The following is a 23504-nucleotide window of genomic DNA, read 5'->3' on the forward strand; positions in this document are numbered from 1 at the left end:
GCCCTGGCCGGGCCTGTCACGCGTCGGGTCAGAGGTAGTGCAGGGCGATCGCGGCCGCCTCGGAGCCGTACGACGGCCCGTGCGAGACGGCGTGGACGAGCAGGGGGTGCAGCTGGTGCAGCCCGATCAGCGTCCGCCAGCCGAGCGGCAGTTCGGCGGCCTCCGCGTACGCCGCGAGGATGATGTCCAGGTGCGGTGCGCCGAACAGCGCGAGCATGGCCAGATCGGTGATCCCGTGCCCGCCGTGCGCCGCCGGGTCGATCAACACCATCCCGTCGGCCGTGCTGATCAGGTTGCCCGACCAGAGGTCGCCGTGGATCCGGGCCGGCCGCCGAGCGTCGTCGAACTCACCCGCCGCGATCCGCTCGGCGATCCGCTCGATCACCCGCAGCTGCTGGGCCGTGAGATGGCCGAGGTCCCGAGCCGTCCGGGCGTACGGCAGCATCCGCTGCTCGGCGTAGAAGCGCCCCCACTGCCGCTCCGGCCGGAACGAGAGTCGTTGCCGCCCGATGTACCCGTCCCCGTCCCAACCGTCCGGCGGAGCCCCGAAGGCGTCGGCCCCGGCCCGATGCGTCCCCGCGAGCGCCGTACCGAAGGCTTCGGCCGCGGCCCGCGTGGGTGGTGCCTGATCGAGCCGAGCCACCGTGATCTCGGTCGCCCCGACGTCCAGCACGGAGACCACGGCCGCGGCCCCGGCCGAAGCCAACCACCGAAGCCCAGCCGCCTCCACGGCGAAGAAGTCGTGAGGAGCCTCAGGCCACTGTTTCCGGAAGTGCGGAGCCAAGATCATCGAGAAGGACGATACCTGGCACTACGGAGCTGGTCTGCAGGACTAGCCGCGTCCGGGCTCGCCCACACCACACCACAACGAAACCTCAACCCGGTCGGAACGTGGGGGCCTACGGGGGCTCGGCCCCCGTACAGAAACGAACCCGAGACCCGGGAAAGTCGGGCGAAGCCCAACTGAACAGCCCGAAGGCTCGGGTGGCCAGGGCCGGGGTCGAACCGGCGACCTTTCACTTTTCAGGCGAACGCTGCTACCAACTGAGCTACCTGGCCATGGCCGGCGCCAAAGCCGGCCGCCAGCCGTTGGAGGTGCTGCCGTTTCCGGCAGCACCACCCTCGCGACCCCGACGGGACTCGAACCCGCGACCTTCGCCGTGACAGGGCGACGCGCTAACCAACTGCGCCACGGGGCCTGGAGGAGCACCCTCAAACTCGGTGCCCGCGAAACTATAACGCACGCCTGCCCGGGTTCGCCAAATGCGTTCTGAGACGCCGGGCGAGGCACTCAGCCCAGTGTGCCACGGAGCATCGTGTCGCCGGAGGGACCAGGGCGGCCGTTGACCAGTTGGTAGCTGACCTCGACGGTCGGATAGGCGCTGAGGTCGACGCCCGGCGGCAGCGGGAACCGGCGTTCGTCGCCGACCATGGCGCCGAGCGGGTAGTAGCCCTGGCCGTCCTCGCTGACCAGCCAGATCTGTCGGTAGCCGTCCCGGGGCGGCGGGGTGGAGATCTGCGCGATCACGTACCGCTCGCCCTGCGGGGTCACCTCGACGGTGACGTTGCCGCTCGCGGTCGGCCAGTCCGCGGTCGCCTGCAGCGGGGCGGACGCGATCACGGTGGGTTGCGGCTGCCACCAGCGGCCCCAGCCGAGCCCGATCCCGGCGCCGACGGCCAGGCCGAGCAGCAGCGTGAGCAGGGGGATCAGCCAGGCCTTGCTGCCGCGTCGTGGTGCGGCGGCGGGGTTCTGGGCGGCCAGGTGCGGGGCGTCCAGGTCCGGGGCCTCCAGTTCGCGAGCCGGCCGGGCGGTCGGTCGCGCCGGGGGCGTGTCGTCCTCGGTCGGGGTGGTCAACTTCGCGGCGTCTCCTCGGCTGGCGCGGTCCGGTCCGAATCGCCGTCGGTGATCGTCAAACGGGCCCCGAATCGCTGCACTGCCTGATGGTAGGCACCGATCCCGCCGCGCCGCCACCGGGATCGGCGCATTCGGTGTCCGGCTCGGCTGGGCCGGCATCGTCGGTCCCGGCCCGGAATAGACCAAGTTCGGCCGCCTGGACCGTCGGATCTGCGTCCAGTCGTGGATTTCGTACCGGAGCCGGCCGGCAGTGGTCTAGTCCGATCGCCGGACGTCGCTGGTCGATCCGGTACTGGATCGGGTCAACTTGGCGTCATGAGAAGCGGGTCCGCGTGATCGACCGGGACGACGCCGGCGTGCCGGTGCGTGCCACCGCGCTGCTGGCCAGTGCGGCCACGACGATGATCACGCCCGCACGCCCAGGGCCGCTGGCCGGCTACGCGGCGCGCGCCGGAGCCGTGAGCACGGGCACCCACGATGATCTTGCGGCCGGCGCTGTCTGGCTGCGGTCCGGCCCGGATGATGCCGGGCTGATCTGGCTCGCCCTCGACGTGATCGGGGTGACGCCGACGCTGCGGGACGTCTGCCGCCGGCGGCTGGCGATGGTCTTCGACCGGGTCCCGGAGTTGATCATCGCCGCGTCCCACACCCATGCGGCCCCGTCCGGTTGGGTCGGGTCGATTCATCCCGGGCATCCGGCCGACGTCGACCCGGTCGCGGTCGCGGAGCTGGGCGAGCGGCTGTCCGGGCTGTTCGCCGCGGTTCATGATCAATCCGCCGTCGAGGTACGGCCCACGTTCGCCGAACGGCCGGTCGCCGGGGTCGGCAGCAACCGGCTGCACCCGGGCGGCCCGTACGACCCGACGGTGGGGATCCTCACCCTGCAACGGATCTCGGACGACAAGCCGGCGGCCGTGATCATCGACCACGGCTGTCATCCCACGGTGTTGCCGGCCGCCAATCTCCAGCACACGGCGGACTGGCCGGGCGCCTGCCGGCGCCGGATCTCCGCCGCGCTGCCGGGCGAGCCGCCGGTGCTGTTCCTGCAGGGAGCCGCCGGCGACATCAGCACCCGCTTCGTCAGGTCCGGTCAGACGTTCGCGGAGGCGGACCGGATCGGCGCCCGGCTGGCCGATCAGGTGCTCGAGGCGAGCCTTGGCGCCCGGTCGGTCGACGGTGCGCCGATGATCATCCGGAGTGGGCTGCTCGTGCCCGGCCGGGTGGTTCCCGATCATGATCAGGCGCGCGTCGCGGTGGCCGAGGCGGACGCCGCGCTGGCCGCCCTGCCGGCCGAAGTCGATCATGGTCCGACGCGGATCGCCCAGACCAGGCTGGACGGTGCCCGGGTGCTGGCCGAGCTGGCCGCGGCCGACCTGCCGGACCGGTGGACGCTGCCGATCACGGCCGTGGCACTCGGCGACCTGGCCTGGATCCATCTCCCGGTCGAGCCGTTCGCGTCCCTGGGTCTGCGGATCAAGCGGGCGAGCCCGTACCGGCGGACCAGGGTGATCGGCTACACGGACGGCTACTTCGGCTACCTGCCCGACGCCGAGGCGATCGCGAACGGCAGCTACGAGGCGCTGAGCAGCCTGTTCGACGAGGCCGGGGCCGAGGCCGTCGTCGCCGGCGCGGTGACCCTGCTGACCACCCTCCATCGACAGGCACCCCATGACCTATGACTATCCCGGCCTGGCCAAGACCGCCATCGACCGGCTGCTGAAGGATCAGCTGAAGTCCGTCGACGCCGCCGCCGACCTGGTCGCGGCGGCGCTGCTGGACGACGGCGTGCTGCAGGCGTTCGGTACCGGGCACGCGCGGCTGATCGTGCACGAGTTGGCCGGCCGGGCCGGCGGGCTGATACCGGTCAACCTGGTCCGGCTCCAGGACGTGGTCTTCTTCGGCGACCGCTCCCCGGCCAGCATCCTGGACCCGACCCTGGAACGGGACCCCGGCCTGGCCGCCGAGGTGCTGGAGCTGGCCGCGCCGCGGCCGGGCGACCCGTGGCTGATCGCGTCCAACTCCGGCATCAACGGCTCCGTCGTCGAGCTGGCTCGGCTGGTCCGCGAGGCCGGCCATCCCGTGATCGCCGTCTGCTCACTCGCCCACAGCCGTACGGTGCCGAGCCGGCACCCGAGCGGCCTCCGGCTGCCGGACCTGGCCGACCTCGTGATCGACAACGGCGCACCGCCCGGCGACGCGGCGCTCGAGCTGCCCGACGGCACCCGGGTCGGCGCCCTGTCCAATCTGGTCGGCGTCGTCATCGTCCAGCTGCTCACCGAGGGCGTCGCCCGCCGGATGCTCGCCGCCGGCGTCACCCCACCGGTCTACCGCTCGATGAACCTGCCCGACGGTGACCGGGCCAACGCGGCCCGGCTCGCCGCCTACGGGAGCCGGATCCGCCCGATCGAGCCCTGAGCCGCGAGGAGCGCAAGGCGTACGAGGCGAGTCGGCCGTCTCTCCGTACAGCAAGTGCAAATTCGTGCCACTCACCCGATCTGCTGCTGGCGTCCACCTCACGACCCGACCGCTGTGGATTTCCGCCGCGACTGACCGGCTGAAATTCACTCCCGGTCGTACCCGGCGAGAATTCACGGTGCGCGCCGATGATTGTCGGACCCGGCGTTTACGGTGGCGGCATGGCCTACGACGAGGAACTGGCCCGGCGGATCGGCGCGGCGCTGGCGGAGTATCCGGAGCACGCGGGCGATGTGACCGAGCAGCGGATGTTCGGCGGCCTGGCGTTCCTGCTCCGCGGGCGGATGGCGGCGGCCGCCACGAAGGGCGGCCTGATGCTGCGCTGCGACCCGGCCGAGACCGACCAGCAGGTCGCCGCCGGCGCCGAGCGGATGGTGATGCGCGGCCGGGAACTGGACGGCTGGCTGCTGGTCCCGGAGACCCTGGTCGCCGACGAGGCCGAGCTGGCGAAGTGGGTCGGCATCGGTGTCGCCTACGCCGCGTCGCTGCCGCCCAAGGCCCGGGCCGTCACGGCGGGGCGATCTCCCGGACCGCGTCGATGATCGGGCCGACCAGGCCGAGGAAGGAGGCGTCGTCCTCGAACCAGACACGATGGCGTTTGCCGTACCCCCACACGATCAGCCAGTCGGCGAGGGCGAAGAGCGCAAGTCGCTGGGCGGCGCCCGGACGCAGTGGACGGTGAGCCGTGTACGCCTCGACGAACGCCCGGCGCTGCTCGCCCGTCTGGACGGTCCTGAGCATCCGGACCAGGTCTTCCTCGCCGTTCCCGAAGTAGGCCTCGAACAGGTCGAAGACGCCGGTGACGACGAAGTGACGGCCGGACTGTTCGAGATTGAGGTTGCCCGGCCGGAAGTCGTGATGGACGAGGACCGGCTCGAACGGCTCGGCCAACGACTCGACGCTTTCCTCGATCAGACGGTCGACGAAGTCCTCGGCCGCGGGCGTCAGCGCGTCGACCTCACGACACGCGGCCCGGCACTGTTCGAGGCGTTGCAGGACCCACCGCGGATAGTCGTCCACCGCGGTGAACCTGTCCAGCCGGAAGTCGTACGGCCCGCAGAACGGCGCAGCCGACTCGTGCAGCCGGCCCAAGGCATCCCCACAGGTCGCCGCGATCGCCACCCGATGGTGATCGTCGACCGAATCCCAGACGGTGGAGCCGTTCGCACCGGGCAGTCTGGGCATGACGGCGTACGTCCACCCGAACCGTTCGGTGTTCTCGCTGATCGTGTAGGGCCACGGGGCCGGCAGCGACGACCGTTCGTGGATGAGCTGCGCGACGCAGCGCTCCTTGGTGAGCTGGCCGTGACCGTGCGGGTGTCCGCGCAGCGCGTACTCGCCGCCGGTCGTCTTGAGGAGCAGGATCTGGCCGAACAGGCCCGCGAGGGCCGGCTCGGCGGCGATGAGGCGGCCCAGGCCGAACTCGTCGGCGACGGCCTGGAGTTGGGCGCCGTCGATCATGCCGAGCCGCTCGGAGTACCGGCGTGGTTCGAGTGTCTTCGGGGTCGGCTCGTTCATCCTCCAGCCGCCTCTCGCATCGATCGGCCGGGATCAAGGGCAAACATCATGTGGTCCTTCCACGCGAACGACGCGGAAGCGACCCGACTCCGGGAACAGCAACCCGGAGCACGCCACACCACGCGGCTCGCTGAGAGTCGCTGTGGTCGAGTGCTCCGGGGGAGCGCCCCGGATCTGACCTTGGACCTGCAACGTAACAGTGCCCGGTCGGTCGTCGGCAAAGGGTTTTCGGCCCGGAACCCGGCGTTCGGCGTCAGGTCGCGCAGCAGCCCGCGGCAACCGTTTCCGGCCGGAGCCGAACGGCCCCGACCAGGCGTTCTGCCTGGCCAGGGCCACTTCTCACTGGCATCCCCAACGGGATTCGAACCCGCGTTGCCGCCTTGAAAGGGCGGTGTCCTAGGCCACTAGACGATGGGGACTCGGACCGGAAAACTGTAGCCGGAACCGCGCCCGCAACCCAAACCGGTTCCACCCGGCCGTGCCCCGCTCCGGCATTGTTGTTACACGGTTGGCACTCCCGCTCCCTTGTCTGCTAACACCCTGATCGATGATCATGAAATGAAGGCCTGTAGGTCGGGCGCCTCGTCGGGAGGGGGTCATCATGGACGATCAACGTTCCGGCTCGATCGAGATCGCTCCGTTGCAGTCCCAGGGATCTCTGTACGGGTTCGTCGTCTCGGGCCGGTGGCCCGAGGACATGGTCGAGTGGTCCAAGGTGCTGATCTTGGCCGTTCAACTGGCCGCAGTGCCCGGCCTGGTGCCGACGACCACGGTCTACCGGGTCCGCGAGGACAAACCGGACCTGACGCCGACCGCCGTCGGGCTGGTCGTCGCCGAAGGCTCACTGATCGGCGACGGTGCGCTGCAGCCCGGCCAGTTCGCCGGCGACGAACAACCGCCCGGGCTCTTCGTGCTGCATCCGCCGGCGCAGACCATCCCGACCGTGCGTGATCATGAGGTCGCTTCGGGCTGCGTGTTCCTGCCCGGCTTGCCGTACCTCGGTCTTGATCATCGGGCGGCCTGGGTCGAGGCCGACATCGAGGGCACGGTGACGCACCTGGTCAGCCGTGGTGATCTTGATCCGAACACCGACGCCGACACGGCCGCGCTGGCGATGCTGCTGGCCGCCTGACCTGATCCTGTCGAAGGGCCTCGGTTCAGCCGACCCGCGCCGCGGCCGCGTCGACGGTCTGGGCGAGCAGGGTGGCGATCGTCATCGGCCCGACGCCGCCCGGCACCGGGGTGATCCAGCTGGCCCGTTCCGCCGCTGCGGCGTACTCCACGTCGCCCACGTTGCCCGGGTTGTAGCCGCCGTCCACGACCACGGCGCCCTCCTTGATCCAGTCGCCCCGGATCAGTTCCGGCTTGCCGACCGCCGCGACCACGATGTCCGCGGTCTTGACCACCTCGGCCAGGTCGCGCGTCTTGGAATGGCAGTAGGTGACCGTGGCGTTGCGCTCCAGCAGCAGCAGGCCGACCGGCTTGCCGAGGATCGGGCTGCGGCCGACGACGACGGCGTGCTGCCCGGCCAGCGGCACCTCGTACGCGTCGAGGAGCCGGATGATGCCGCCCGGGGTGCAGGACTGGAAGCCGGGGCGGCCCAGTCCCATCGCGGCGAACGAGGCCATCGTGACGCCGTCCACGTCCTTGGCCGCGCCGATCGCCTCGAAGACGGCCGGCTCGTCGACCTGGCTCGGCACCGGGTGCTGGACCAGGATGCCGTCGACCGTGTTGTCCGCGGCGAGCGCCTCGACCTGGGCCACGACCTCGGCCGTGGTGCTCGTCTCCGGCAGCACGATCCGGCGCGACTCGAGCCCGTACTTCCTGGCCCGGTTGCCCTTCATCTTCACGTACGTCACGGAGGCCGGGTCCTCGCCGACCAGCACCGTCACCAGGCACGGCTTGCGACCCAGCTGCTCGGTCAGCTTGGCCGCGCGTTCGGCGGTCTCGTCGAGCAGGGCTTGTGCGGTGGCGGTTCCGTCGAGGATGCGTGCGGTCACGCCCTCATTATGGCCGGGAACGGAATCCGACCCGCAGCTCGGTGTGAGCTACGGGCCGGATGGTCCGTGGGAGGCGGTGAACCCGGGTCCGGGTCTACAGCACCTCGTACCTGACCGGGACGACACCGGCGTTGATGCCGCCGATGACCTTCATGGCCGCGGTGGAGAGATCGAGGCAACGGCCCTCGATGTACGGTCCGCGGTCGGTCACCGGGACCGTCACCGTCTTGCCGTTGTTGAGGTTGGTCACCTTGACTTTGGTGCCGAACGGCAGCGACTTGTGCGCCGTGCTGAGCTTCGACGGGTCGAACCAGCCGCCGGTCGCGGTCACCTGGGGCTCGTCGTAGTACGAGGCCTTGCAGGTGCCCTTCTTCGCCTTGTCGTCGTCGCCGGACTTGTCCACCGTCCCCGAGCCGCCCGCCGACGGGTGGCCGGAGGAGTAGGTGGTGACGTGCACGTGGTCGTAGTGGTTCGCCGAGTCGTTGCCGCGGCCGGCCATCCAGCGCCAGCCCTCGCTGTCCCGCTCGATGTTCCAGATCCGCTGCTGCCAGATCAGGTAGTTGATCCCGTACTTCTTGTGGTTCTTCTTCAGGTACGAGGCGATCTCGTCACCGAGCGCCTTGCCTGCGGAGGTGCCGTACTTCGGGATCATGATGTCGATCGCACGACCGTCCCGGTGTTCCGCGTTCCAGGAGTCGGCCCGGACCCCGTAGAAGGTCTTGACCTGCGGGAACTTCTCCAGGATCGCGCGGTGGACCTTGATCGAGTTCGCCTGCAGGCCCCTCTCGACCGCGTAGTCGCCGGCGTCCAACGACGGACCGTCGTCGTTGCCCGAGTCGTCCGCGTCGTCCGCGTCGTCGCTCTTCGGCTTCGACGTGGACAGGTACTTGGCGGTGACCCAGCGAACGGCGTTGTCGTAGATGATCTGGGCGCGGCCGTCCTTGATCACGCCGGTGATCTTGAGCTTGGTGCCCTTCGGGACGTCGCCGAGATCCTTGAAGTTGTCCGAGCTGCTCGACCTGATCATGAGCTCCGTGGTCGCGTACCGGGTGCCGACCACCTTGGGCAGCTCCGGCACCACCGGCGTGTTGACCTTGGTGTTGGACAGGTACTTCGCGGTGACCCAGCGGACGGCGTCGCCGTAGATGATCTGGGCCCGGCCGTTCTGTGTGGCGCCGGTGATCTTGAGCTTGGTGCCCTTCTTGACCTCGGTGATGATGCCGAAGTCGTCGTCCGACGTGGTCCTGATCAAGAGATCGGCGGTCGCGGTGCGAGTGCCGGTGATCTTGGGCAGGCCGTTGGAGCTGGCCAGGTACTGGGTGCTGACCCAGCCCTTGCCCTGGCTTAGCGTGACCTCGGCGAAGCCGCGGGAGGTCTTGCCGGTGAGCGTCACCTTCATGCCCTCGGGCAGGGTGGTGATGCGGTCGTAGGAGAGGCCAGGACCCTTGCGTACGTTGAGATCCGTGGTCGTGATCTTGACGCTGCCGGTGTTGATGTCACCGGGCGCCGGCAGGTCGGATTCCTTCTCCAGGTACTTGCTGGAGATGTAGGCGATGCTGCCGTTGAACCGGACCTTGGTCCAGCCGTTGCTGGAGCCGAGGGCGGTGATCGTGCCGCCTCGGTACAGGCCGCCGATGATCGATTTCGAGGTGCTCGGGCCGGACCTGATGTTGACCCCTTCGGTGGCGGTGGCCTGCCAGCCGGCCTCGGCCGGTTGCGTCCCCAGCAGGCCGACCACCACGCCCGCCGTTACGGCGAGGGCCGACACGGTCTTGACCGCGCGGATGGTGATACTCACGGACTCTTCCTCCTAAGGCGGCCTTCCCGGACCGTCTGAACGGATTCCCCTGGTGACGCCGTCACCTGCGCCCCCCACGTCACGCCAGTAACAACAACCCCAAGCTGCGCAGGACTTTAATCTCGTAACATCCGTCACGGCAAGTGTTTGAGTAGGGATCTAAGGTTGATTTCAAGTCGACACGCCGTGAGCGGGTCAAAAATCACACCCGTGTTATTCCGCTCTGACCAGCGGCGGAACCGCTCTGCGGGATGGTTACGATCTCCGTACGGGTGCGCCGGAACCCTCAGGGACAACTCGAACCGGCGGCAGAAGCCTGAGAAGAAGTACGGGAACGCGAGAGGTGGGGCGTGGCGATCGACCTGTCGACCGAGCGGTTCGAGGAACTGGTCGCGCTCGCCCTCGACGAGATCCCGCCCGAGCTGGCCGCGCTGATCGACAACTGCGTGATCCTGGTGGAGGACGATCCGCCGCCGGACGAGCCGGACCTACTGGGCCTCTACGACGGCATCCCGCTGACCGAGCGCGGCACCGATTACGCCGGCGTGCTGCCGGACCGGATCTTCATCTACCGGCGCCCCACCCTGGCCATCTGCGACACCCTCGACGACGTCGTCGAGGAGGTCCACATCACCGTCGTCCACGAGATCGCCCACCACTTCGGCATCGACGACGACCGCCTCCACGCCCTCGGCTACGCCTAACCCAAAAAGACTCCGCCGACCAGTCACAAAAGCAGCGGTTTTGACGGCGTGTCGCTGCTGAACTGACCGGTCGATCTTGGCGTCGGTGGATGGTTGGTCAGCTGGCCTGGGCCGAAGGTCGGCCGAGCTGGGTGAGCCTACCGGACAGGGGTGGTAGGCCGGTGCGGGAGAGGTCGGCGAGCGGGGGCGGACCGCAGTGCGGGCTGCGGCGCGCAGGGAGGTCCGGGCGGAGCGCGAAGGTCGGGCGGAGCGGCAAGTCGGGCGGAGCGGGAAGGTCGGACGCACCGGGCCCCGGCGTTGCCCGCGTTGAGGGCTCAGGTCCGCGCCCTCGGGTGTAGGGCGCGGACGCAGCAGGTCGCCTGCGAATCCGCTACAGGCTCATTTGCGGCAGGACCTCCCCGCAGGGCTCGGGCGGCACCGAGGTCGGTTCGGTCCGGGGTCGTGCAAGCTCGCTGGTCGGGCGGGTCAGTCGGCTTGGCGGTCCAGGCGGCGGAGCTCGGCGAGGGCGTCGGCGATCGAGTCGGGGTCGTCCGAACCGAGTTTCCGGACCAGGCGCTTGATCTCGGCCGGGGCGATGCCGTGCTGCCGGGCGGCGCGCAGGTTGGCCAGGGTGTCCAGGTCGAGCGCCAGCACGGCGTCGGCCTCACGCCGCAAAGCCGCGGCCCGGCTCTCGGGGGCGGGCGCTTTGAGGACCTTGCGGGCCAGGCTGGTCGGGTCGAACGGGGACCCGGTCAGCGCGGGGCCGAACAGGGCCGCGTAGCCGACGTTGCCGTCCCGGTTCGGGTGGTAGGACTCCTCGATCGGGTTGCTCAGGCCGTTGATCCACTCCGAGTCGTCGCAGACCGCATGGCCGTCGAAGGAGGCTCGCGGATCGACGAAGGTGAAGCCGTGGTCGGCGGCCTTGGCGGCGATCAGGGTGTCGAGGTTGTCGGAGCCGGCGTTGAGTGCCGACTGCTCCGAGGGGCTGAAGAAGGTGGCGAGATTGCAGTCCTCGCCGTTGAACAGCCACGGGTACCCGCCGACCGCCACCTCGGCATTCGGTGCGGCGGCTGCGATGGCGCCGAACAGGGAGTCGTAGCGGCCCGGAAGTCGGTTGGCGATGATCGCATTGCCCTCCGCGATGGCCTCCTCGCAGTCGCTCAGCCAGCCCGGCTGGGCGCATTCGGTGAGGACGTCGGCGAAGCCTGCGTCGTTGCCGCCGATCGTCATCGAGACGTACGCGGTGCCGCTGCTCAGGGCCTGCAGCTGGTTGGCGGCCACGTCGGCGGTGACGGCGCCGCTGCATGCCTGGTAGCTCAGGGCGAGGCCGTACGCGTCGGCCAGCAGGGCCGGATAGCCGTACGGGGACCGGTAGCAGTCGTCCTGCTTGTCCCGGGTGCCGACGCCGGCCGAGTAGGAGTCGCCGAGGGCGACGAACTGGGGAGCGACCGCCTGCGCGGGCGTGACGCCCAGCGAACTGAGCAGGGCGGCCAGGACTGTGGTGGCGGCGGCGACGATCGAGCCCCGCAGAAGCTTCGATGGAATCACCCTCACGATCCTGGCAGATCCTTACCCCCACTGGAAGGCCTGTGCAAACTCTTGGCCGACTGTTCGCCTGATCGATCCGAGACGCTAGCCGAGCAGGATGTAGCTGGTGGCCCCCAGCGCGATGATCACGACCAGCAGGGTCAACGCGGCGACGGTACGGCCGTCGGTGGCCAGTCGGTTCGTGTGCCAGGTGGCGTTGTTGATCTTGTAGCGGAGCCCGGACAGCCAGCCGAGCGCGCCGCCGGCGATGATCGCGACGGCGGCGACCATGAACGCCATCGCCGGTGACTCGCCGAAGACCAAGCGGGCGATGATCAAGGCGCAGGCGAGACCGGACAGGGTGGTGCGCTGCCAGGCCAGCGTGGTCCGTTCGTTCTGCAGCCCAGGGTCCGTCGGCATGATCGACTACTGGAGGACGACGACGACCGCGACCACGGCGACCACGGCGATCCCGACGGCGATCAGGGTGAGCAACGGCGACGACGGCAGCGGCAGCTTCAGACGAAGGGCCCGTTCGTTGCGGATCCACCGGGTCAGCCCGCCGACGCCGCAGGCCAGTCCGCAGGCGATCAGCGCGATCGCGGCGACCCGCACCTCGAGCTGGACCGGCCCGCCGATCCCGGCGATCGCCATCACGCCGACGCCGCCGGCCAGAAATCCCAGCGCGGTACGGATCCAGGCCAGGAAGGTGCGCTCGTTGGCCAGCGTGAACCGCGGATCGGGCTCCGTGCCGGCACCGTAGACGTGGCGCGGCCAACGGCGGTCCGGTTCTCCGGACGGCGGTTCGGTCACGCTGGAGATCCTAGTCGTGGCCGTCCGGGCTCAGTCCGCGGAGGCGAGGACGACGTGGCTCGCCCGCGCCTCGGCGATCCACCGGGCACAGCGGCCGAGCGCGTCGTCCGGGACGTAGCCGGCCCGCAGATCGCCGACCGGTGTCACGGTCGCGCCGGTGGCCTGGGCGGCGGCCGCGAGGGCCTCGGCGTCCCCGATCACGGCGAGTACGCCGAGCATCCGGCGGATCTGGTTCACCTCCAGCGTCCTCCGTACGTCCTCGGCGAACTCGGGCGCCATGATCACCAACGATCCGCGGGCCGCGATCGTCCGCTCCAGGACGCCGAGCAGCTCCCGTACCGAGTGCAGGGGGTCGGCGCAGAGGAGCACCCGCGGCGTGTCCAGCACAGCCCAGCCGCTCGCCTTGTCGGTGACGAAATGAGCGGACGCCCGCCGCACCGGCAGGGTGATCGTTGCCGGGTCCTTGATCAACGCGGCGAGCTCGGTGCGCTGGTCCTCGGTCAGGTCCGTGCTCGGGGCGTTCTCCGGTGGGCGGTGCGCCTCCAGGTCGTTCAGGTAGTGCGGGGCCGGCGAGTCCGGCGAGAACCTCGGGATGTCCCGCTTCGGCGGCGAGGCGAGCTGGTCCAGGGCATGCTGTCGCCGCCGGCGGTCGGAGACGGCGCCGTAGACGATCACGGCGACGCCGATCACTGCGACGACGATCAGACCGAGGATCCAGGAATCCATACCGTTCAGCCTGCCACAGCGCTGCTGGATTACAGTCTGATCATGAGCGAGACGGCACGCATCGGTTCGAGGGTCGTGGCAACGGGGCACTACCAGCCGGACCGGGTGCTGACGAACGACGAGTTGGCGACCATCGTCGAGACCTCGGACGAATGGATCAGGCTGCGCACCGGCATCGCCACCCGGCGGATCGCTCGCGACGACGAGACGGTGGTCGATCTGGCCGAGGCCGCCGGTCGGGACGCGCTCGACTCCGGCGACGTCACGGCCGACGAGATCGATCTTGTGATCGTCGCCTCCTGCACCTCTGATCAACGCTCGCCCAACACGGCCGGCCGGGTGGCGCAGCGGTTGGGGCTGAACGGCCCGGCGATCATCGACGTCAACGTGGCCTGTTCCGGATACGTCCACGCCCTGGCCGTCGCCGATCAGGCGATCCGGGCCGGCTCGGCGACGACGGCGCTGGTGATCGGTGCCGAGAAGCTGTCGGCCTACACGGACTGGACCGATCGGACCACCTGCGTCCTGGTCGCCGACGCCGCCGGCGCGATGATCTTGCAACGCACCGACCGGCCGACGGTCAGCGACGTCACCTGGGGTTCGGTGCCCGAGCTCGCCGGTGCGGTACGGATCGAGCCGCCGGCCGAGAAGTTCGCCCAGGAAGGGAAATCCGTCTTCAAGTGGGGGATCTCCGCGGCCGAGGGGCTGGCCCGGCAGAGCGTCCGGCGCGCCGGCTACGAGCTGTCCGAGATCGGCGTCTTCGTCAGCCATCAGGCGAACCTGCGGATCATCGAACCGCTGGCCCGCCAGCTCGGCCTGACCGATGCGATCGTCGCGACCGACATCACGGCCTCCGGGAACACGTCCGCGGCGAGCATCCCGCTGGCGTTCTCCAAGCTCGCCAAGGCCGGCGAGCTGCCGGCCGACACGCCGACGCTGCTGTTCGGCTTCGGCGGCGGGTTCGCCTACGCCGGCCTGGTGATCCGTACTCCGTGATTTGATCATGCCCGGCTCTTGAGTTCAACGAAGGTTGAAGTTGCAGACTCGGTGCATGAGACAAGTGGAAGTGATCGAATTCGGCGGCCCCGAGGTCTTGACGATCAAGGAGAGTCCCGATCCCCGGCCCGGTCCGGGACAGCTGTTGATCGACGTCGCGGTGGCCGGCGTCCAGTCGCTGGACGGCTATCTGCGCCGCGGCGCGTGGCCGGACTTCCTGCCCGGCCCGCCGCCCTATGCGCCGGGCCTCGAGGCGGCCGGTGTGGTCGCGGCGGTGGGCGACGGCGTGGACCCGGCGTGGCTCGGGCGTCGGGTCGTGGCCAGCCTGACCGGCGGTGGTTACGCGAGCCGAGTCGTGGCCGGCGTCGACGACGTCCTCCCGGTTCGCGACGATCTGGACCTGGAGCAGGCCATGGCGCTGTTGCACGACGGCAGCACCGCCGCCGCGCTGCTCGAGGAGACGCCGGTCGAAGCGGGCGAGACCGTACTGGTGCTGCCGGCCGCCGGCGGGCTCGGCTCGGTCCTGGTGCAACTCGCGGTGATCGCCGGTGCCCGGGTGATCGGCGCCGCCCGTGGTTCGGCGAAGCTGTCCGTGATCAAGGAGCTCGGCGCCGACCAGGCGGTGGACTACGGCGAGCCCGGCTGGCCGGATCAGGCCGGACCGGTCGATGTCGTCTTCGACGGAGTCAGCGGTGATCTTGGTCGGGCGGCGTTCGGCACGGTCCGGGCCGGCGGCCGGTACGCGAACTACGGCAACGCCAGCGGTGCCGAGTCGTTCGTCACCCCCGACGAGGCGTCCGGGCGAGGGATCCGGCTGCGCGGGATGGAGCAACTGGAGTCGTTCCTGGCCGAGCGGTCGCGCCGCTTCGCCGACGTGCAGCGGCTGGCCGCGGCCGGCACGATCCGGCCGATCATCGGCCGGACCTATCCGCTGGATCAGGTGGCCGAGGCGCACCGGGCGATCGAGGCGCGGGAGATCTCCGGGAAGGTGCTGCTCATTCCGGGCCGGCCCGGCGAGCCAGGTGGAGCACCAGGTCGCTGACGAACTCGATCCGGTCCGGCATCACGGCCCGGACCCGCTCGAAGATCAACTTCCGCTGTTCCGGTTCGATGATCAGGAAGCGGGACTGGGTCCCGATGTGACCGATGAAGTCGTCCCGGCCGAACCAGAGCCGCCGCGGGATGGCGTGCTCCTCGATCCCGCCGAACCGGGGGTCCTCGGCGATCTCGCTCGCCGGCCAGGCCCAGCCGACCCGGTCCACCGGGTTCAGCTGGGGGCCGGCGTGCGGATCGGCCTCGTCACCGATCGCCTGCCGGAACCGGGCCCGGACCTCGGGATCGGCCAGCTCGAGTTCGCCGCCGAAGAACGCGGCCGTTCCGCCGGCCGGCAGGATCGCGGCCAGCCTGTCCCACCGGGTCGCCGGATCGGTCCAGTGCCAGGCGGCGGCTGCGTAGACCAGCTCGACCTGGCCGGCCAGCTCGTCCACCGGCAGCTGCTCGAACGCCCCGGCCATGGTCCGTACCGGCAGCCCGGCCGTCTGTTCCCGAAGGATGTCGAGCATCCGCGGGTCCGGCTCGCTGGCGATCACGGTGATCTTGTGCGCCGCCATCACCCGGGTCGCCTTGCCGGTGCCGGCGCCCACCTCGAGGGCGGTCCGGATCGGCAGCGCGGCGTAGTCGATGATCTTGGCGATCAGCGAGTCGGGGTAGCCGGGCCGATGCCGCTCGTAGCCGGCCGCATCGGCACCGAAGGTCAGCGCGCGGGTGGTCATGCCGCCATCCTGACCCACCCGTCAATCCCTTTCCGGGATTGGCTAGAATGAGGCGATCCCCGTCGGAGGTGATCATGATGAGCGAATCCTGGATCGACGCGCAGATCCGCAAGGCCGAGGAGCGCGGCGACTTCGACGATCTTCCTGGCAGCGGCAAGCCGATTCCCGGTCTCGGCCGGCGGCAGGACCCGAACTGGTGGCTCAAGGGCTACCTGAAGCGGGAGAAGCTGGACATGCCGCTGCCGGAGACCCTGGCCCTGCGCAAGGAGATCGAGCAGATCGCCGACACCGTCGCGGAAGAGCGGTCGGAGAAGGTGGTCCGGGAGATCGTGACCGATCTCAACACCCGGATCGTCGACGCCCGGCGCCGCCGCACGGACGGTCTCAAGATCACGATCGCGACCCTCGAGGTCGATCCGATCGTCGAGGCGTGGCGTGCTCGTCGGGAGGCCGAAGGCCGCCCGGTCCGGCCCTGACCTGCCTCAGGCACCCTCCGGCGCGGTGGCCGCCGCCTCGACCAGTTCGACCGCACGAACCGCGCGCAGCCCGTCCTCGCCGCTGACCTCGACCGGCGTCTGGGTCGCGACCGCGTTGACGAACGAGGCCAGTTCGCGGCGCAGGGAACCGCCCGAGACCTGCGGGTCGTGGGTCCAGTTGCGGCTGTCGATCCGTACCGACCGCCGCTCCGCCTCGGTGATCAACTCCAGCTCGTCGGTGGACAGGTCGACCAGGGCCGAGCCGTCGTCGCCGAACACCTGGACGCCCGCCAGGCAGCTCCGGGCCGAGGACGGGTGCAGCAGCCAGTGGTTCTCCAGCAGGGCCAGCGTCCCGTCCGCGAGATCGAGCGTCGCGACGGTGACGTCCGAATAGCTGCCGAACACCCGCCGGCCGGCCGCGGCCGCCGACGTGATGTCCTGCCCGGTGAGCCAGTGCAGCAGGTCGAGATCGTGGACGCCGAGGAAGGCGGTCACCGAGGCCCGGGCGGCGATCCGGTCGGCCGTGGTACGGGTGTTCACCCGGTGGATCCGGAGGTAGCGGAGCCGGCCCAACTCGCCCGCGTCGATCCGTCGCTTGAGCTCGCGGAGCCGTTCGTCGAACCGCAGCAGATGCCCGACCATCAGCCGGCCCGGCAGCGGCTGGGCGGCCAGGATCGCCTCGCAGTCGACCGCCGAAGTGGCCAGCGGTTTCTCAACCAGCACGTACTTTCCGGCGGTCAGGGCGAGGGTCGCAGCGGCCACGTGAAGATCATCGGGAAGGGTGACCGAGACCGCATCGACCTCGGGCAGCACCTCGTCCAGCGTCTCCCGGACCGCCACCCCGAGCTCGGCGGAGATCTCGGCGGCCCGGGCCGGATCGGTCTCGACGCCGACCACCGATTCCACGGCCGGTTCCCCGAGCAGCACCCGGGCGTGCAGGCGGCCCATCACGCCGAGGCCGACGACGGCGATCTTCATGCAGACACCCCGTTCCACGCTTGACCTTGATCATCGCCGATCCGTACCCTCGATGCAATCGGGGTCCCGAACGTGGTGTCCCGCGGCAGGAAGTTGATCTTGAACTTAAGACAGGGAACCGTCGGCGTCGGCATCATCGGGGCCGGAATCATGGGCAGCAGTCACGCGGCCTCGGCGGTCGGGGATCCTCGGGTACGGTTGCGCGCGGTCGCTGGTCTGCCCAGGGAGACGGCGGTCCGGCTGGCGGAGACGTACCGGATCGCGATCGTGACCGATGACTACACCGAGCTGCTGGCGGATCCGTCGATCGACCTGGTGATCGTCGCCACGCCGGACCACCTGCACGCCGAGATCTGCCTGGCCGCGCTGGCTGCCGGCAAGCACGTGCTGGTGGAGAAGCCGCTCACCACGTCACTCGCCGAGGCGGACCGGATCCTGGCCCTCGAGCGGGAGTCCGCCGGCACCCTGATGGTGTCGTTCAACCACCGCTGGATACCGGCGTACGCGCAGGCGCACGCGGAGATCACGGCCGGCCGGATCGGTCGGCCGCGGCTGGCGTACGCCCGGAAGAATGATCGGATCCACGTGCCCACGACGATGCTGTCCTGGTCGGAACGGACCACCTGCGCTTGGTTCCTGTCCAGCCACGACATGGATCTGGTTGGCTGGTTCCTCGGCGCCCGCCCGGTTCGGGTGTACGCCAGCGCCGTCTCCGGGGTGCTGCGGGACCGCGGGATCGACACTCCGGATGCGATCCAGGCCCAGGTGACGTACGAGGGCGGCGCGGTGGCCACCTTCGAGTCGTGCTGGATCTATCCGGACGCGTTCCCGACCATGACCGACTCGTTCATCGAGGTGGTCGGCGAACGCGGTGTGATCCAACTGCCCCGGGTCGATGATCAACTTCAGCTGACCACCGACGACGGTCACGAGTATCCGCGGCTGTCGATCGGTGCCGACCTGCACGGGCGTCGCGGCGGTGCGGTGACCGCGGCCCAGCAGCACATGATCGACTGCATCCTCCAAGATCACCGGCCGCTGGTCGATCCGCAGTCGTCCCGCGACGTGATCGCCCTGCTCGAGGCCGTACACCGGTCCATCGAGTCGGGCCAGCCGGAACCGCTCTAACGAACGTCCTTCGCCGAGGCGCGGAACGTGTTGCACTGATAGATGTCCCGGTGCCGGTAGCCCTGGATCGCCCAGGCGACGACATGATCAGTGGTGCCGTGGGTCTCGTCGCCGTAGTAGCGGCTGATCACTTCCCGATGGAAGGAGCGGCTCATCTTCCCGGTCTGCTTCATCGCCATGCCGCTGAAGCAGGTGGCCTGAAGTTCGATCCGTCGCCTGATCACCAACGACTCCGACCGGGGTGTGGTGGACTCGTGCCAGTGGGCCGCGAGGAGGATGCCGGTCCGGGCCTGCAGATGATGCCCGTACTCGTGGCCCATCATGTCGAAATAGGCCGACCAGCGCAGCCCGGAGCCGTTGCGGCCGTGGCCCAGTCCGCGGCCCACGTAGATCTGCTGGTTGGCCGAACAGTAGAACGCCGGCACCCGCCCGCCGCTGGTGCCACACGGCGACTTGACCCGGCCCAGATAGGTGCTGATCTTGACCTTGGTCGCCTGGAATCCTGCCCGTGCCAACGGTTTGCGCCACATCGCCGCCAGGCAGTCGGCCATCTTCTGCAGGTCCTTGCGCATCCTCTTCTCGGACAGCCGCGGGTACGGGCGATCGTAGAGACTCGGCACCTTCGAGCACGATGACTTGGACACCTTCTGCCCGTACAGCGCATTGCTCCGGGCCACCTCCGCCGCCTCCGCGAGCGAGGAACCGTAACCCGGCAGCGGCACCTCGTCGTAGCCGCGCTGAGGCTCGAGGTGTGCCGGCACGGCCTTCTTCGTCGGCGGCTTCCTGGTGGTCGGCGGTCGGGTCGTGGCCGGCTTGGTCGGCGGCCGCGTGGTCCTCGGCGGAGCGGTCGTCCGGGGCGGCGCCGTCGTGTGCGGGGGCGCCTTGGTCGCCTTCGTCGGCTTGGGATCGGACGGCCGCGGCGCCCTGGTCGTACGAGGTCCGTCCGTCGGTCGGGGCGACCACACCGGCCCGGGCCGATCGGACGCCGCCTGCAGCCGATCGAAGTAGAGATTGACCCCGGCGACTCCGCCGATGAGCACGAGCACCAGAACGACCCCGATAATCACCAATGCGGCGATGCCGCCACCACTGCGGCGAGGCGGCGGCTGAACCGGTGGCTGCGGCGGCCAGCCGCCCTGCGGTGCCTGTTGGTAGGGCGGCAACGGCTGGGGTGCCTGCGGTGCAGGTCCCCAAGGGCGTGGTGGCCGGCGAACCGGCTGCGGCATGGACGGTTTGTTCCAACTCCACGGCTGCCGGCCCCACGGCGGCTGATCCGGCGGTGGCGGCGGGCCGGGTTGGTTGGGCCAGCCCATGGGTCTCCCTCCACCTGCCTGCATTCGGTCTCAGATCCTAACCACGCGCCCGGCCCATCCACTCTTGATGCCTGATCCTGGATCTCCCCACTGACGAGACACTGACGCGGCGGCCCCGGTCGTCGCGAGACCCTGATTCCGTTGGGTCTCCGGGCAGGGTGCCAGGTACAGTACGTACGCGCGCGGGGCCTCTAGCTCAATTGGCAGAGCAGCGGACTTTTAATCCGCGGGTTGTGGGTTCGAGTCCCACGGGGCCCACTGGCTGAATCCCTTGAGAATAAGGGATTCATGCCCGTAAGGGATGAGAACCGGAGCAATCCGGACGGTGCCCCTTGTGGGAAGCGGGGTTGCTGCTGCGGGTCCGGTGCTGGCGCGGTCATGGGGCGCGAAGGTGACGCTCACGCGCGGCCGCGAGGATGTCAATGCTCATGGCTGGCCACTGGGACCGTTCTCGGTTGCAGATTGGCTGAGCGACGTCAGGCGATTCGTCAACGCGGTTGGATCGATGCCGTGCCAGCTGCCGGGTTCTCGCCACAACGTGGCGTCGGCACGGCTGACGAGCGTCTCTCCCATTCCGGTGATCTCCGGCGGTGAGCCGTCACTGATGATCACGTGGATCGGTGTGGGTACGGCGGCCAAGGTGTCAGCGGTGACTTCGGTGAGATCGAGCTCGGCGGGGAGCGTCGAGGCGCAGCGGACGACATCCTTCCAGGCGGGCGACTCGACCACGGTTCGGATGATCTCCTCCGGCGTCCCGGTCGCGTCATAGAACGCCCGAACGGCAGTCTCGGGAGCGCCGGCAGCGAGGGCCTGATCGATGCGCTCCCGCAAGCCGCTGCCGTCCCGGGCGTCCGAGACCGCCGGCTCTACCAGCGCGATGGTCGCTGGTCGGAGGTGCCTGGCCGCACGCAGCACAAGGGCGCCGCCCGAGGAGAATCCCGTGACGATATCCGCGCCACCGAGGTGGGCGACGAGGCCGGCGAGATCGTCGATCTCGTCGCGTGCCGATGGCCTGGCCTCCCGATTCAACCCGCGTCCTCGTCTGTCATAGGTCACAACCTCGAACCGCGACGTGAGCATCTCGAGCGCGGCTTCCATCGGGCGCATCGCACTGGACCCGAGTGCGGGGTCGACCCAGATCAGCCGAGGGCCTGTCCCCGTTGTCTCGAAGTGGATCACATATCCGTCACGAGTGAACTGGCCGTTCATGCGATCCCTCCCCTGTACTCGCGGGTTCAGTTCCGCCATGACTGTACTCTTGAGTACATGTCAGGTGCAAACGGTCCCTCCGGAGCGAAACACGATGCGATCCTGCGCGCCGCGAAGGAGGCGTTCCTCCGTGACGGATTCGCGGCCGGGAACGTTGACGATATCGCCGCGCAAGCCAACGTGTCGAAGGTGACGATCTATAGCCACTTCGGCTCGAAGGAGGACCTCTTCAGGAGAGTCATGGAGTGGGTGATCGCCTCACGTTCTGCCGGCGGCCCCGCCCTCGATCCGGGGATTGATCCGTCCGAGCTTCACGCGGTCTTGACTGCGATCGGTCTTGATCTTGTCAGGACCGTACGCAGCAAGGAGGTGCTGGCCATGCGTCGGGTGCTGATCGCGGAACAGGCCCGCCATCCATCTTTGGCCGAGGCCTGGCGGCGCGCGACCACGCTCGCCACGACGGAATCCCTCAAGGACTACTTCGTCGCGCTGCAACGACGCGGGATGATCATGGACGACGCCGACCCTCGGACCATGGCCTCGCAGTTCCTCTGGATGCTCATCGGGGATTCGCTTGACGCTGGCCTTCTCGGCGGGTCACCGCGCCCACGCGGTGCGCAGGGCGTGGCCGAGGCCGCGGCCACCACCATCGTCCGTGCCTACTCCGCAGACGAAACCCAAGCCCGCCGTTCCCATCGAAGGGCGACATCCGCCTGAACGCGAGTAGGAAGTGCATAGCTCGGAAAGTTCCGTACGTGCGGCGCCGGCGTGGGTCCTTCAGCGGGGATTGGACCTTCTCTGCATTCCGTTCCCCTGCCCGCTGCTCCTGCGTGCCGAGCCGGTGACCAAGGCTCAGGCGGAGGCCATCGTGCTCTGGTTCGGCGCGACGCCGTTTGGGTACCGAGCAGCGAGTCTGGGCATGGGTCGTGATGCGGAGGCGAGGACCTGATCGTGGGGGAGTACCGGATTGGTGTGATCGGCTTGGGGCGGATGGGTCGGCGTCATTTCACAGCACTGGCGGCGAGTCCTCGGTGGCAGTTGGCATGGGCTTGCGATCGGGACCCTGACTCCCTTGCCTGGGCTCAGCAGTCGATTCCCGGCCTCCGGGTCGGGACCGACGGGCTGCGACTCATGCGGGAGGAGCGCGAGCGCACCGACGCTGTAGGCGTGTTCACGTTGGCCGATGCCAGGCCCGGGTTGATCGAGCGGGCTCTCGATGAAGGTCTGCATGTGCTGGCGGAGAAGCCGCTCGGCTCCGATGCCGCTCAGGAGGAGCGGCTTCTGGCACGGATCGAGTCCAGTGGGCGCCTGGTGGTGGTCAATCTGTTCAATCGCAACACCTGGTACCACCAGTTCATGATCGACTTCGTCCGGTCCGGCCAACTGGGCCGGCTGGTGTCGATCGAGGCCGTGCACCTGACTCCGGATCTGTTGCCGACCGAGGGCCATCAACCCGAAGGACCACCGTTTCGGGACTGCGGCATGCACTACGTCGATCTGGTGTGCTGGTACGCCGGCAGCGACTTCGCCGAGTGGGACGCTCGCGGGCTCCGGCTCTGGGATTGGCCGGACCCTTGGTGGGTCGATGTCCACGGCCATTTCAGGAACGGGACTCTGTTCCGGATCGCCCAGACGTTCGGGTACGGACAGCAGGCCGAGCAGGTCGCGGCGCGCAGTCAGTTCGAGGTCGTCGGCAGTCACGGCGTGGTCCGGATGCGGCACGATTTCGCCGAGGTCATCGTGGAGTGTCACGGCCGGTCGTCCACGGTCCAGCGGGCCGGGCCGTACCAGGGCAAGCGGCTCGACGTCTTGGCCGAGCGGTTCGCCGACGTCATCGAGGGCCGGGCGGTGGTCGATCTGCCGTCCGCTGCCGACAGCGTCGCGGCGGCCCGGACGGCCGAGGAGATGCTGTGTGCGGCCCGCCGACGCTCAACGGCCATCGGCACAGCCGCCGACCTCGACAAGGCACTGCGCTATCGGGCCGCGCTGAAGCAGCAGGGCCGGGCCTTTCCCGAAGCCCTCCTCACGTGACGGCGCCCTCTACGAAGCCGGCACGGTCTGCGGGCACGACAGCGGAGCGGCCTGACCGGGTTGGGGCTTGGCGGGACCCAGGTAGGCCAGCGGGCTGTCCGGCTGTCTGCCGAATCTCACGTCTGTTCATTCGGGAGACGGTCCGGACGCTTCGGCCAGCAGCTGGACTGGGGTCAGGAATGACTCTAACGGCCGTTTCTGCGCTG

At 69.4% G+C, this 23504-nt stretch carries 24 protein-coding genes and 4 tRNA genes; 12 read left to right on the top strand and 16 right to left on the bottom strand.

Annotated elements, in window-relative coordinates; genetic code table 11:
• Window positions 1–28 precede the first annotated feature (28 nt).
• The 4 genes from BKA15_RS20825 to BKA15_RS20840 form a co-directional block, all read right to left on the bottom strand.
• Complete coding sequence (locus BKA15_RS20825; RefSeq protein ID WP_179753980.1) at window positions 29–790, bottom strand: fructosamine kinase family protein; 762 nt, start codon at window positions 788–790, stop codon at window positions 29–31.
• A gap of 195 nt (window positions 791–985) precedes the next feature.
• A tRNA-Phe gene (locus BKA15_RS20830) sits at window positions 986–1059 on the bottom strand.
• A 66-nt stretch (window positions 1060–1125) separates the two neighbouring features.
• Window positions 1126–1199, bottom strand: a tRNA-Asp gene (locus tag BKA15_RS20835).
• A gap of 92 nt (window positions 1200–1291) precedes the next feature.
• Window positions 1292–1855 carry an anti-sigma factor gene (locus tag BKA15_RS20840; protein ID WP_179753982.1) on the bottom strand — a complete coding sequence of 188 codons (564 nt, stop codon included), beginning with the start codon at window positions 1853–1855 and terminating at the stop codon, window positions 1292–1294.
• Window positions 1856–2187: 332 nt separating this feature from the next.
• Between BKA15_RS20840 and BKA15_RS20845 the strand changes: the two genes are divergently transcribed.
• From BKA15_RS20845 to BKA15_RS20855, 3 genes are all read left to right on the top strand, one after another.
• A complete protein-coding gene (locus tag BKA15_RS20845; protein ID WP_179753984.1) occupies window positions 2188–3534 on the top strand; it encodes a hypothetical protein in 1347 nt (448 codons plus the stop codon).
• Window positions 3524–4270 carry a sugar isomerase domain-containing protein gene (locus BKA15_RS20850; RefSeq protein ID WP_179753986.1) on the top strand — a complete coding sequence of 249 codons (747 nt, stop codon included), beginning with the start codon at window positions 3524–3526 and terminating at the stop codon, window positions 4268–4270. The genes BKA15_RS20845 and BKA15_RS20850 overlap by 11 nt, the downstream gene beginning before the upstream one ends.
• A gap of 221 nt (window positions 4271–4491) precedes the next feature.
• Window positions 4492–4872 carry a TfoX/Sxy family protein gene (locus tag BKA15_RS20855; protein WP_179753988.1) on the top strand — a complete coding sequence of 127 codons (381 nt, stop codon included), beginning with the start codon at window positions 4492–4494 and terminating at the stop codon, window positions 4870–4872.
• Here the strand turns inward: BKA15_RS20855 and BKA15_RS20860 are convergent.
• Complete coding sequence (locus BKA15_RS20860) at window positions 4838–5848, bottom strand: phosphotransferase family protein (protein ID WP_179753990.1); 1011 nt, start codon at window positions 5846–5848, stop codon at window positions 4838–4840. The genes BKA15_RS20855 and BKA15_RS20860 overlap by 35 nt on opposite strands.
• 343 nt (window positions 5849–6191) lie before the next feature.
• Window positions 6192–6267, bottom strand: a tRNA-Glu gene (locus BKA15_RS20865).
• 182 nt (window positions 6268–6449) lie between these two features.
• On the opposite strand from BKA15_RS20865, the gene BKA15_RS20870 reads away from it, so the two are divergent.
• Window positions 6450–6980: a peptidase gene (locus BKA15_RS20870; RefSeq protein ID WP_179753992.1), complete on the top strand. Its 531-nt coding sequence runs from the start codon at window positions 6450–6452 to the stop codon at window positions 6978–6980.
• A 25-nt stretch (window positions 6981–7005) separates the two neighbouring features.
• On the opposite strand, the gene BKA15_RS36935 is transcribed toward BKA15_RS20870, so the two are convergent.
• Both BKA15_RS36935 and BKA15_RS20880 read right to left on the bottom strand, forming a co-directional pair.
• Window positions 7006–7848: a bifunctional 5,10-methylenetetrahydrofolate dehydrogenase/5,10-methenyltetrahydrofolate cyclohydrolase gene (locus tag BKA15_RS36935; RefSeq protein ID WP_179753994.1), complete on the bottom strand. Its 843-nt coding sequence runs from the start codon at window positions 7846–7848 to the stop codon at window positions 7006–7008.
• 94 nt (window positions 7849–7942) lie between these two features.
• Window positions 7943–9646 (bottom strand): SH3 domain-containing protein, encoded by a 1704-nt coding sequence (locus BKA15_RS20880; protein ID WP_179753996.1) that lies wholly within the window; start codon window positions 9644–9646, stop codon window positions 7943–7945.
• 350 nt (window positions 9647–9996) lie between these two features.
• Here BKA15_RS20880 and BKA15_RS20885 point away from each other — a divergent pair, with 350 nt between their 5' ends.
• Complete coding sequence (locus tag BKA15_RS20885; RefSeq protein WP_179753998.1) at window positions 9997–10350, top strand: metallopeptidase family protein; 354 nt, start codon at window positions 9997–9999, stop codon at window positions 10348–10350.
• A gap of 465 nt (window positions 10351–10815) precedes the next feature.
• Here the strand turns inward: BKA15_RS20885 and BKA15_RS20890 are convergent, their stop codons facing one another.
• The 4 genes from BKA15_RS20890 to BKA15_RS20905 form a co-directional block, all read right to left on the bottom strand.
• Window positions 10816–11877, bottom strand: coding sequence for an SGNH/GDSL hydrolase family protein (locus BKA15_RS20890; RefSeq protein WP_312879173.1), 1062 nt, complete (start codon window positions 11875–11877; stop codon window positions 10816–10818).
• An 84-nt stretch (window positions 11878–11961) separates the two neighbouring features.
• Window positions 11962–12276: a DUF202 domain-containing protein gene (locus BKA15_RS20895; protein ID WP_179753999.1), complete on the bottom strand. Its 315-nt coding sequence runs from the start codon at window positions 12274–12276 to the stop codon at window positions 11962–11964.
• Window positions 12277–12282: 6 nt separating this feature from the next.
• Entirely contained in the window at window positions 12283–12669 is a 387-nt protein-coding gene (locus tag BKA15_RS20900; RefSeq protein WP_179754002.1) for a YidH family protein, read from the bottom strand.
• Between the two features lie 30 nt (window positions 12670–12699).
• A complete protein-coding gene (locus BKA15_RS20905; RefSeq protein ID WP_179754004.1) occupies window positions 12700–13395 on the bottom strand; it encodes a hypothetical protein in 696 nt (231 codons plus the stop codon).
• A gap of 42 nt (window positions 13396–13437) precedes the next feature.
• On the opposite strand from BKA15_RS20905, the gene BKA15_RS20910 reads away from it, so the two are divergent.
• Both BKA15_RS20910 and BKA15_RS20915 read left to right on the top strand, forming a co-directional pair.
• The gene (locus BKA15_RS20910; protein ID WP_179754006.1) at window positions 13438–14391 is read left to right on the top strand and encodes a beta-ketoacyl-ACP synthase 3; all 954 of its coding nucleotides are present in this window, start codon (window positions 13438–13440) and stop codon (window positions 14389–14391) included.
• 55 nt (window positions 14392–14446) lie between these two features.
• On the top strand, window positions 14447–15433 hold the full coding sequence (locus tag BKA15_RS20915) for a zinc-binding dehydrogenase (protein ID WP_179754008.1): 987 nt from the start codon (window positions 14447–14449) through the stop codon (window positions 15431–15433).
• Here BKA15_RS20915 and BKA15_RS20920 read toward each other — a convergent pair.
• Window positions 15387–16163: a class I SAM-dependent methyltransferase gene (locus BKA15_RS20920; RefSeq protein WP_179754010.1), complete on the bottom strand. Its 777-nt coding sequence runs from the start codon at window positions 16161–16163 to the stop codon at window positions 15387–15389. The two genes, BKA15_RS20915 and BKA15_RS20920, sit on opposite strands and share 47 nt — an antisense overlap.
• Before the next feature lie 47 nt (window positions 16164–16210).
• On the opposite strand from BKA15_RS20920, the gene BKA15_RS20925 reads away from it, so the two are divergent.
• Window positions 16211–16639, top strand: coding sequence for a DnaJ family domain-containing protein (locus BKA15_RS20925; protein WP_218871502.1), 429 nt, complete (start codon window positions 16211–16213; stop codon window positions 16637–16639).
• 6 nt (window positions 16640–16645) lie between these two features.
• Here BKA15_RS20925 and BKA15_RS20930 read toward each other — a convergent pair whose 3' ends face one another.
• Window positions 16646–17617, bottom strand: coding sequence for a Gfo/Idh/MocA family protein (locus BKA15_RS20930; protein WP_179754013.1), 972 nt, complete (start codon window positions 17615–17617; stop codon window positions 16646–16648).
• Between the two features lie 99 nt (window positions 17618–17716).
• Between BKA15_RS20930 and BKA15_RS20935 the strand changes: the two genes are divergently transcribed.
• Window positions 17717–18745, top strand: coding sequence for a Gfo/Idh/MocA family protein (locus BKA15_RS20935; protein ID WP_246322396.1), 1029 nt, complete (start codon window positions 17717–17719; stop codon window positions 18743–18745).
• On the opposite strand, the gene BKA15_RS36940 is transcribed toward BKA15_RS20935, so the two are convergent.
• The gene (locus BKA15_RS36940; RefSeq protein WP_179754014.1) at window positions 18742–19791 is read right to left on the bottom strand and encodes a neutral zinc metallopeptidase; all 1050 of its coding nucleotides are present in this window, start codon (window positions 19789–19791) and stop codon (window positions 18742–18744) included. The two genes, BKA15_RS20935 and BKA15_RS36940, sit on opposite strands and share 4 nt — an antisense overlap.
• 452 nt (window positions 19792–20243) lie before the next feature.
• Here BKA15_RS36940 and BKA15_RS20945 point away from each other — a divergent pair.
• Window positions 20244–20316 (top strand) — tRNA-Lys (locus BKA15_RS20945).
• Between the two features lie 168 nt (window positions 20317–20484).
• On the opposite strand, the gene BKA15_RS20950 is transcribed toward BKA15_RS20945, so the two are convergent.
• Window positions 20485–21306 (bottom strand): alpha/beta fold hydrolase, encoded by an 822-nt coding sequence (locus BKA15_RS20950; protein ID WP_179754016.1) that lies wholly within the window; start codon window positions 21304–21306, stop codon window positions 20485–20487.
• An 18-nt stretch (window positions 21307–21324) separates the two neighbouring features.
• On the opposite strand from BKA15_RS20950, the gene BKA15_RS20955 reads away from it, so the two are divergent.
• Together BKA15_RS20955 and BKA15_RS20960 are read left to right on the top strand one after the other, a co-directional pair.
• Entirely contained in the window at window positions 21325–21984 is a 660-nt protein-coding gene (locus BKA15_RS20955) for a TetR/AcrR family transcriptional regulator (protein WP_179754018.1), read from the top strand.
• Between the two features lie 255 nt (window positions 21985–22239).
• Window positions 22240–23298 carry a Gfo/Idh/MocA family protein gene (locus tag BKA15_RS20960; protein ID WP_312879699.1) on the top strand — a complete coding sequence of 353 codons (1059 nt, stop codon included), beginning with the start codon at window positions 22240–22242 and terminating at the stop codon, window positions 23296–23298.
• Window positions 23299–23504 lie beyond the last annotated feature (206 nt).

This window comes from Microlunatus parietis (assembly GCF_013407955.1).
Classification (GTDB): Bacteria; Actinomycetota; Actinomycetes; order Propionibacteriales; family Propionibacteriaceae; genus Microlunatus; species Microlunatus parietis.

Excerpts from the sequence above, each read along its gene's own strand:
- BKA15_RS20825 (WP_179753980.1), bottom strand. The coding sequence starts at position 790 with ATGATCTTGGCTCCGCACTTCCGGAAACAGTGGCCTGAGGCTCCTCAC.
- BKA15_RS20850 (WP_179753986.1), top strand. The coding sequence starts at position 3,524 with ATGACCTATGACTATCCCGGCCTGGCCAAGACCGCCATCGACCGGCTG.
- BKA15_RS20855 (WP_179753988.1), top strand. The coding sequence starts at position 4,492 with ATGGCCTACGACGAGGAACTGGCCCGGCGGATCGGCGCGGCGCTGGCG.
- BKA15_RS20860 (WP_179753990.1), bottom strand. The coding sequence starts at position 5,848 with ATGAACGAGCCGACCCCGAAGACACTCGAACCACGCCGGTACTCCGAG.
- BKA15_RS20870 (WP_179753992.1), top strand. The coding sequence starts at position 6,450 with ATGGACGATCAACGTTCCGGCTCGATCGAGATCGCTCCGTTGCAGTCC.
- BKA15_RS20895 (WP_179753999.1), bottom strand. The coding sequence starts at position 12,276 with ATGCCGACGGACCCTGGGCTGCAGAACGAACGGACCACGCTGGCCTGG.
- BKA15_RS20905 (WP_179754004.1), bottom strand. The coding sequence starts at position 13,395 with ATGGATTCCTGGATCCTCGGTCTGATCGTCGTCGCAGTGATCGGCGTC.
- BKA15_RS20910 (WP_179754006.1), top strand. The coding sequence starts at position 13,438 with ATGAGCGAGACGGCACGCATCGGTTCGAGGGTCGTGGCAACGGGGCAC.
- BKA15_RS20915 (WP_179754008.1), top strand. The coding sequence starts at position 14,447 with ATGAGACAAGTGGAAGTGATCGAATTCGGCGGCCCCGAGGTCTTGACG.
- BKA15_RS20920 (WP_179754010.1), bottom strand. The coding sequence starts at position 16,163 with ATGACCACCCGCGCGCTGACCTTCGGTGCCGATGCGGCCGGCTACGAG.
- BKA15_RS20925 (WP_218871502.1), top strand. The coding sequence starts at position 16,211 with ATGAGGCGATCCCCGTCGGAGGTGATCATGATGAGCGAATCCTGGATC.
- BKA15_RS20930 (WP_179754013.1), bottom strand. The coding sequence starts at position 17,617 with ATGAAGATCGCCGTCGTCGGCCTCGGCGTGATGGGCCGCCTGCACGCC.
- BKA15_RS20950 (WP_179754016.1), bottom strand. The coding sequence starts at position 21,306 with ATGGCGGAACTGAACCCGCGAGTACAGGGGAGGGATCGCATGAACGGC.
- BKA15_RS20955 (WP_179754018.1), top strand. The coding sequence starts at position 21,325 with ATGTCAGGTGCAAACGGTCCCTCCGGAGCGAAACACGATGCGATCCTG.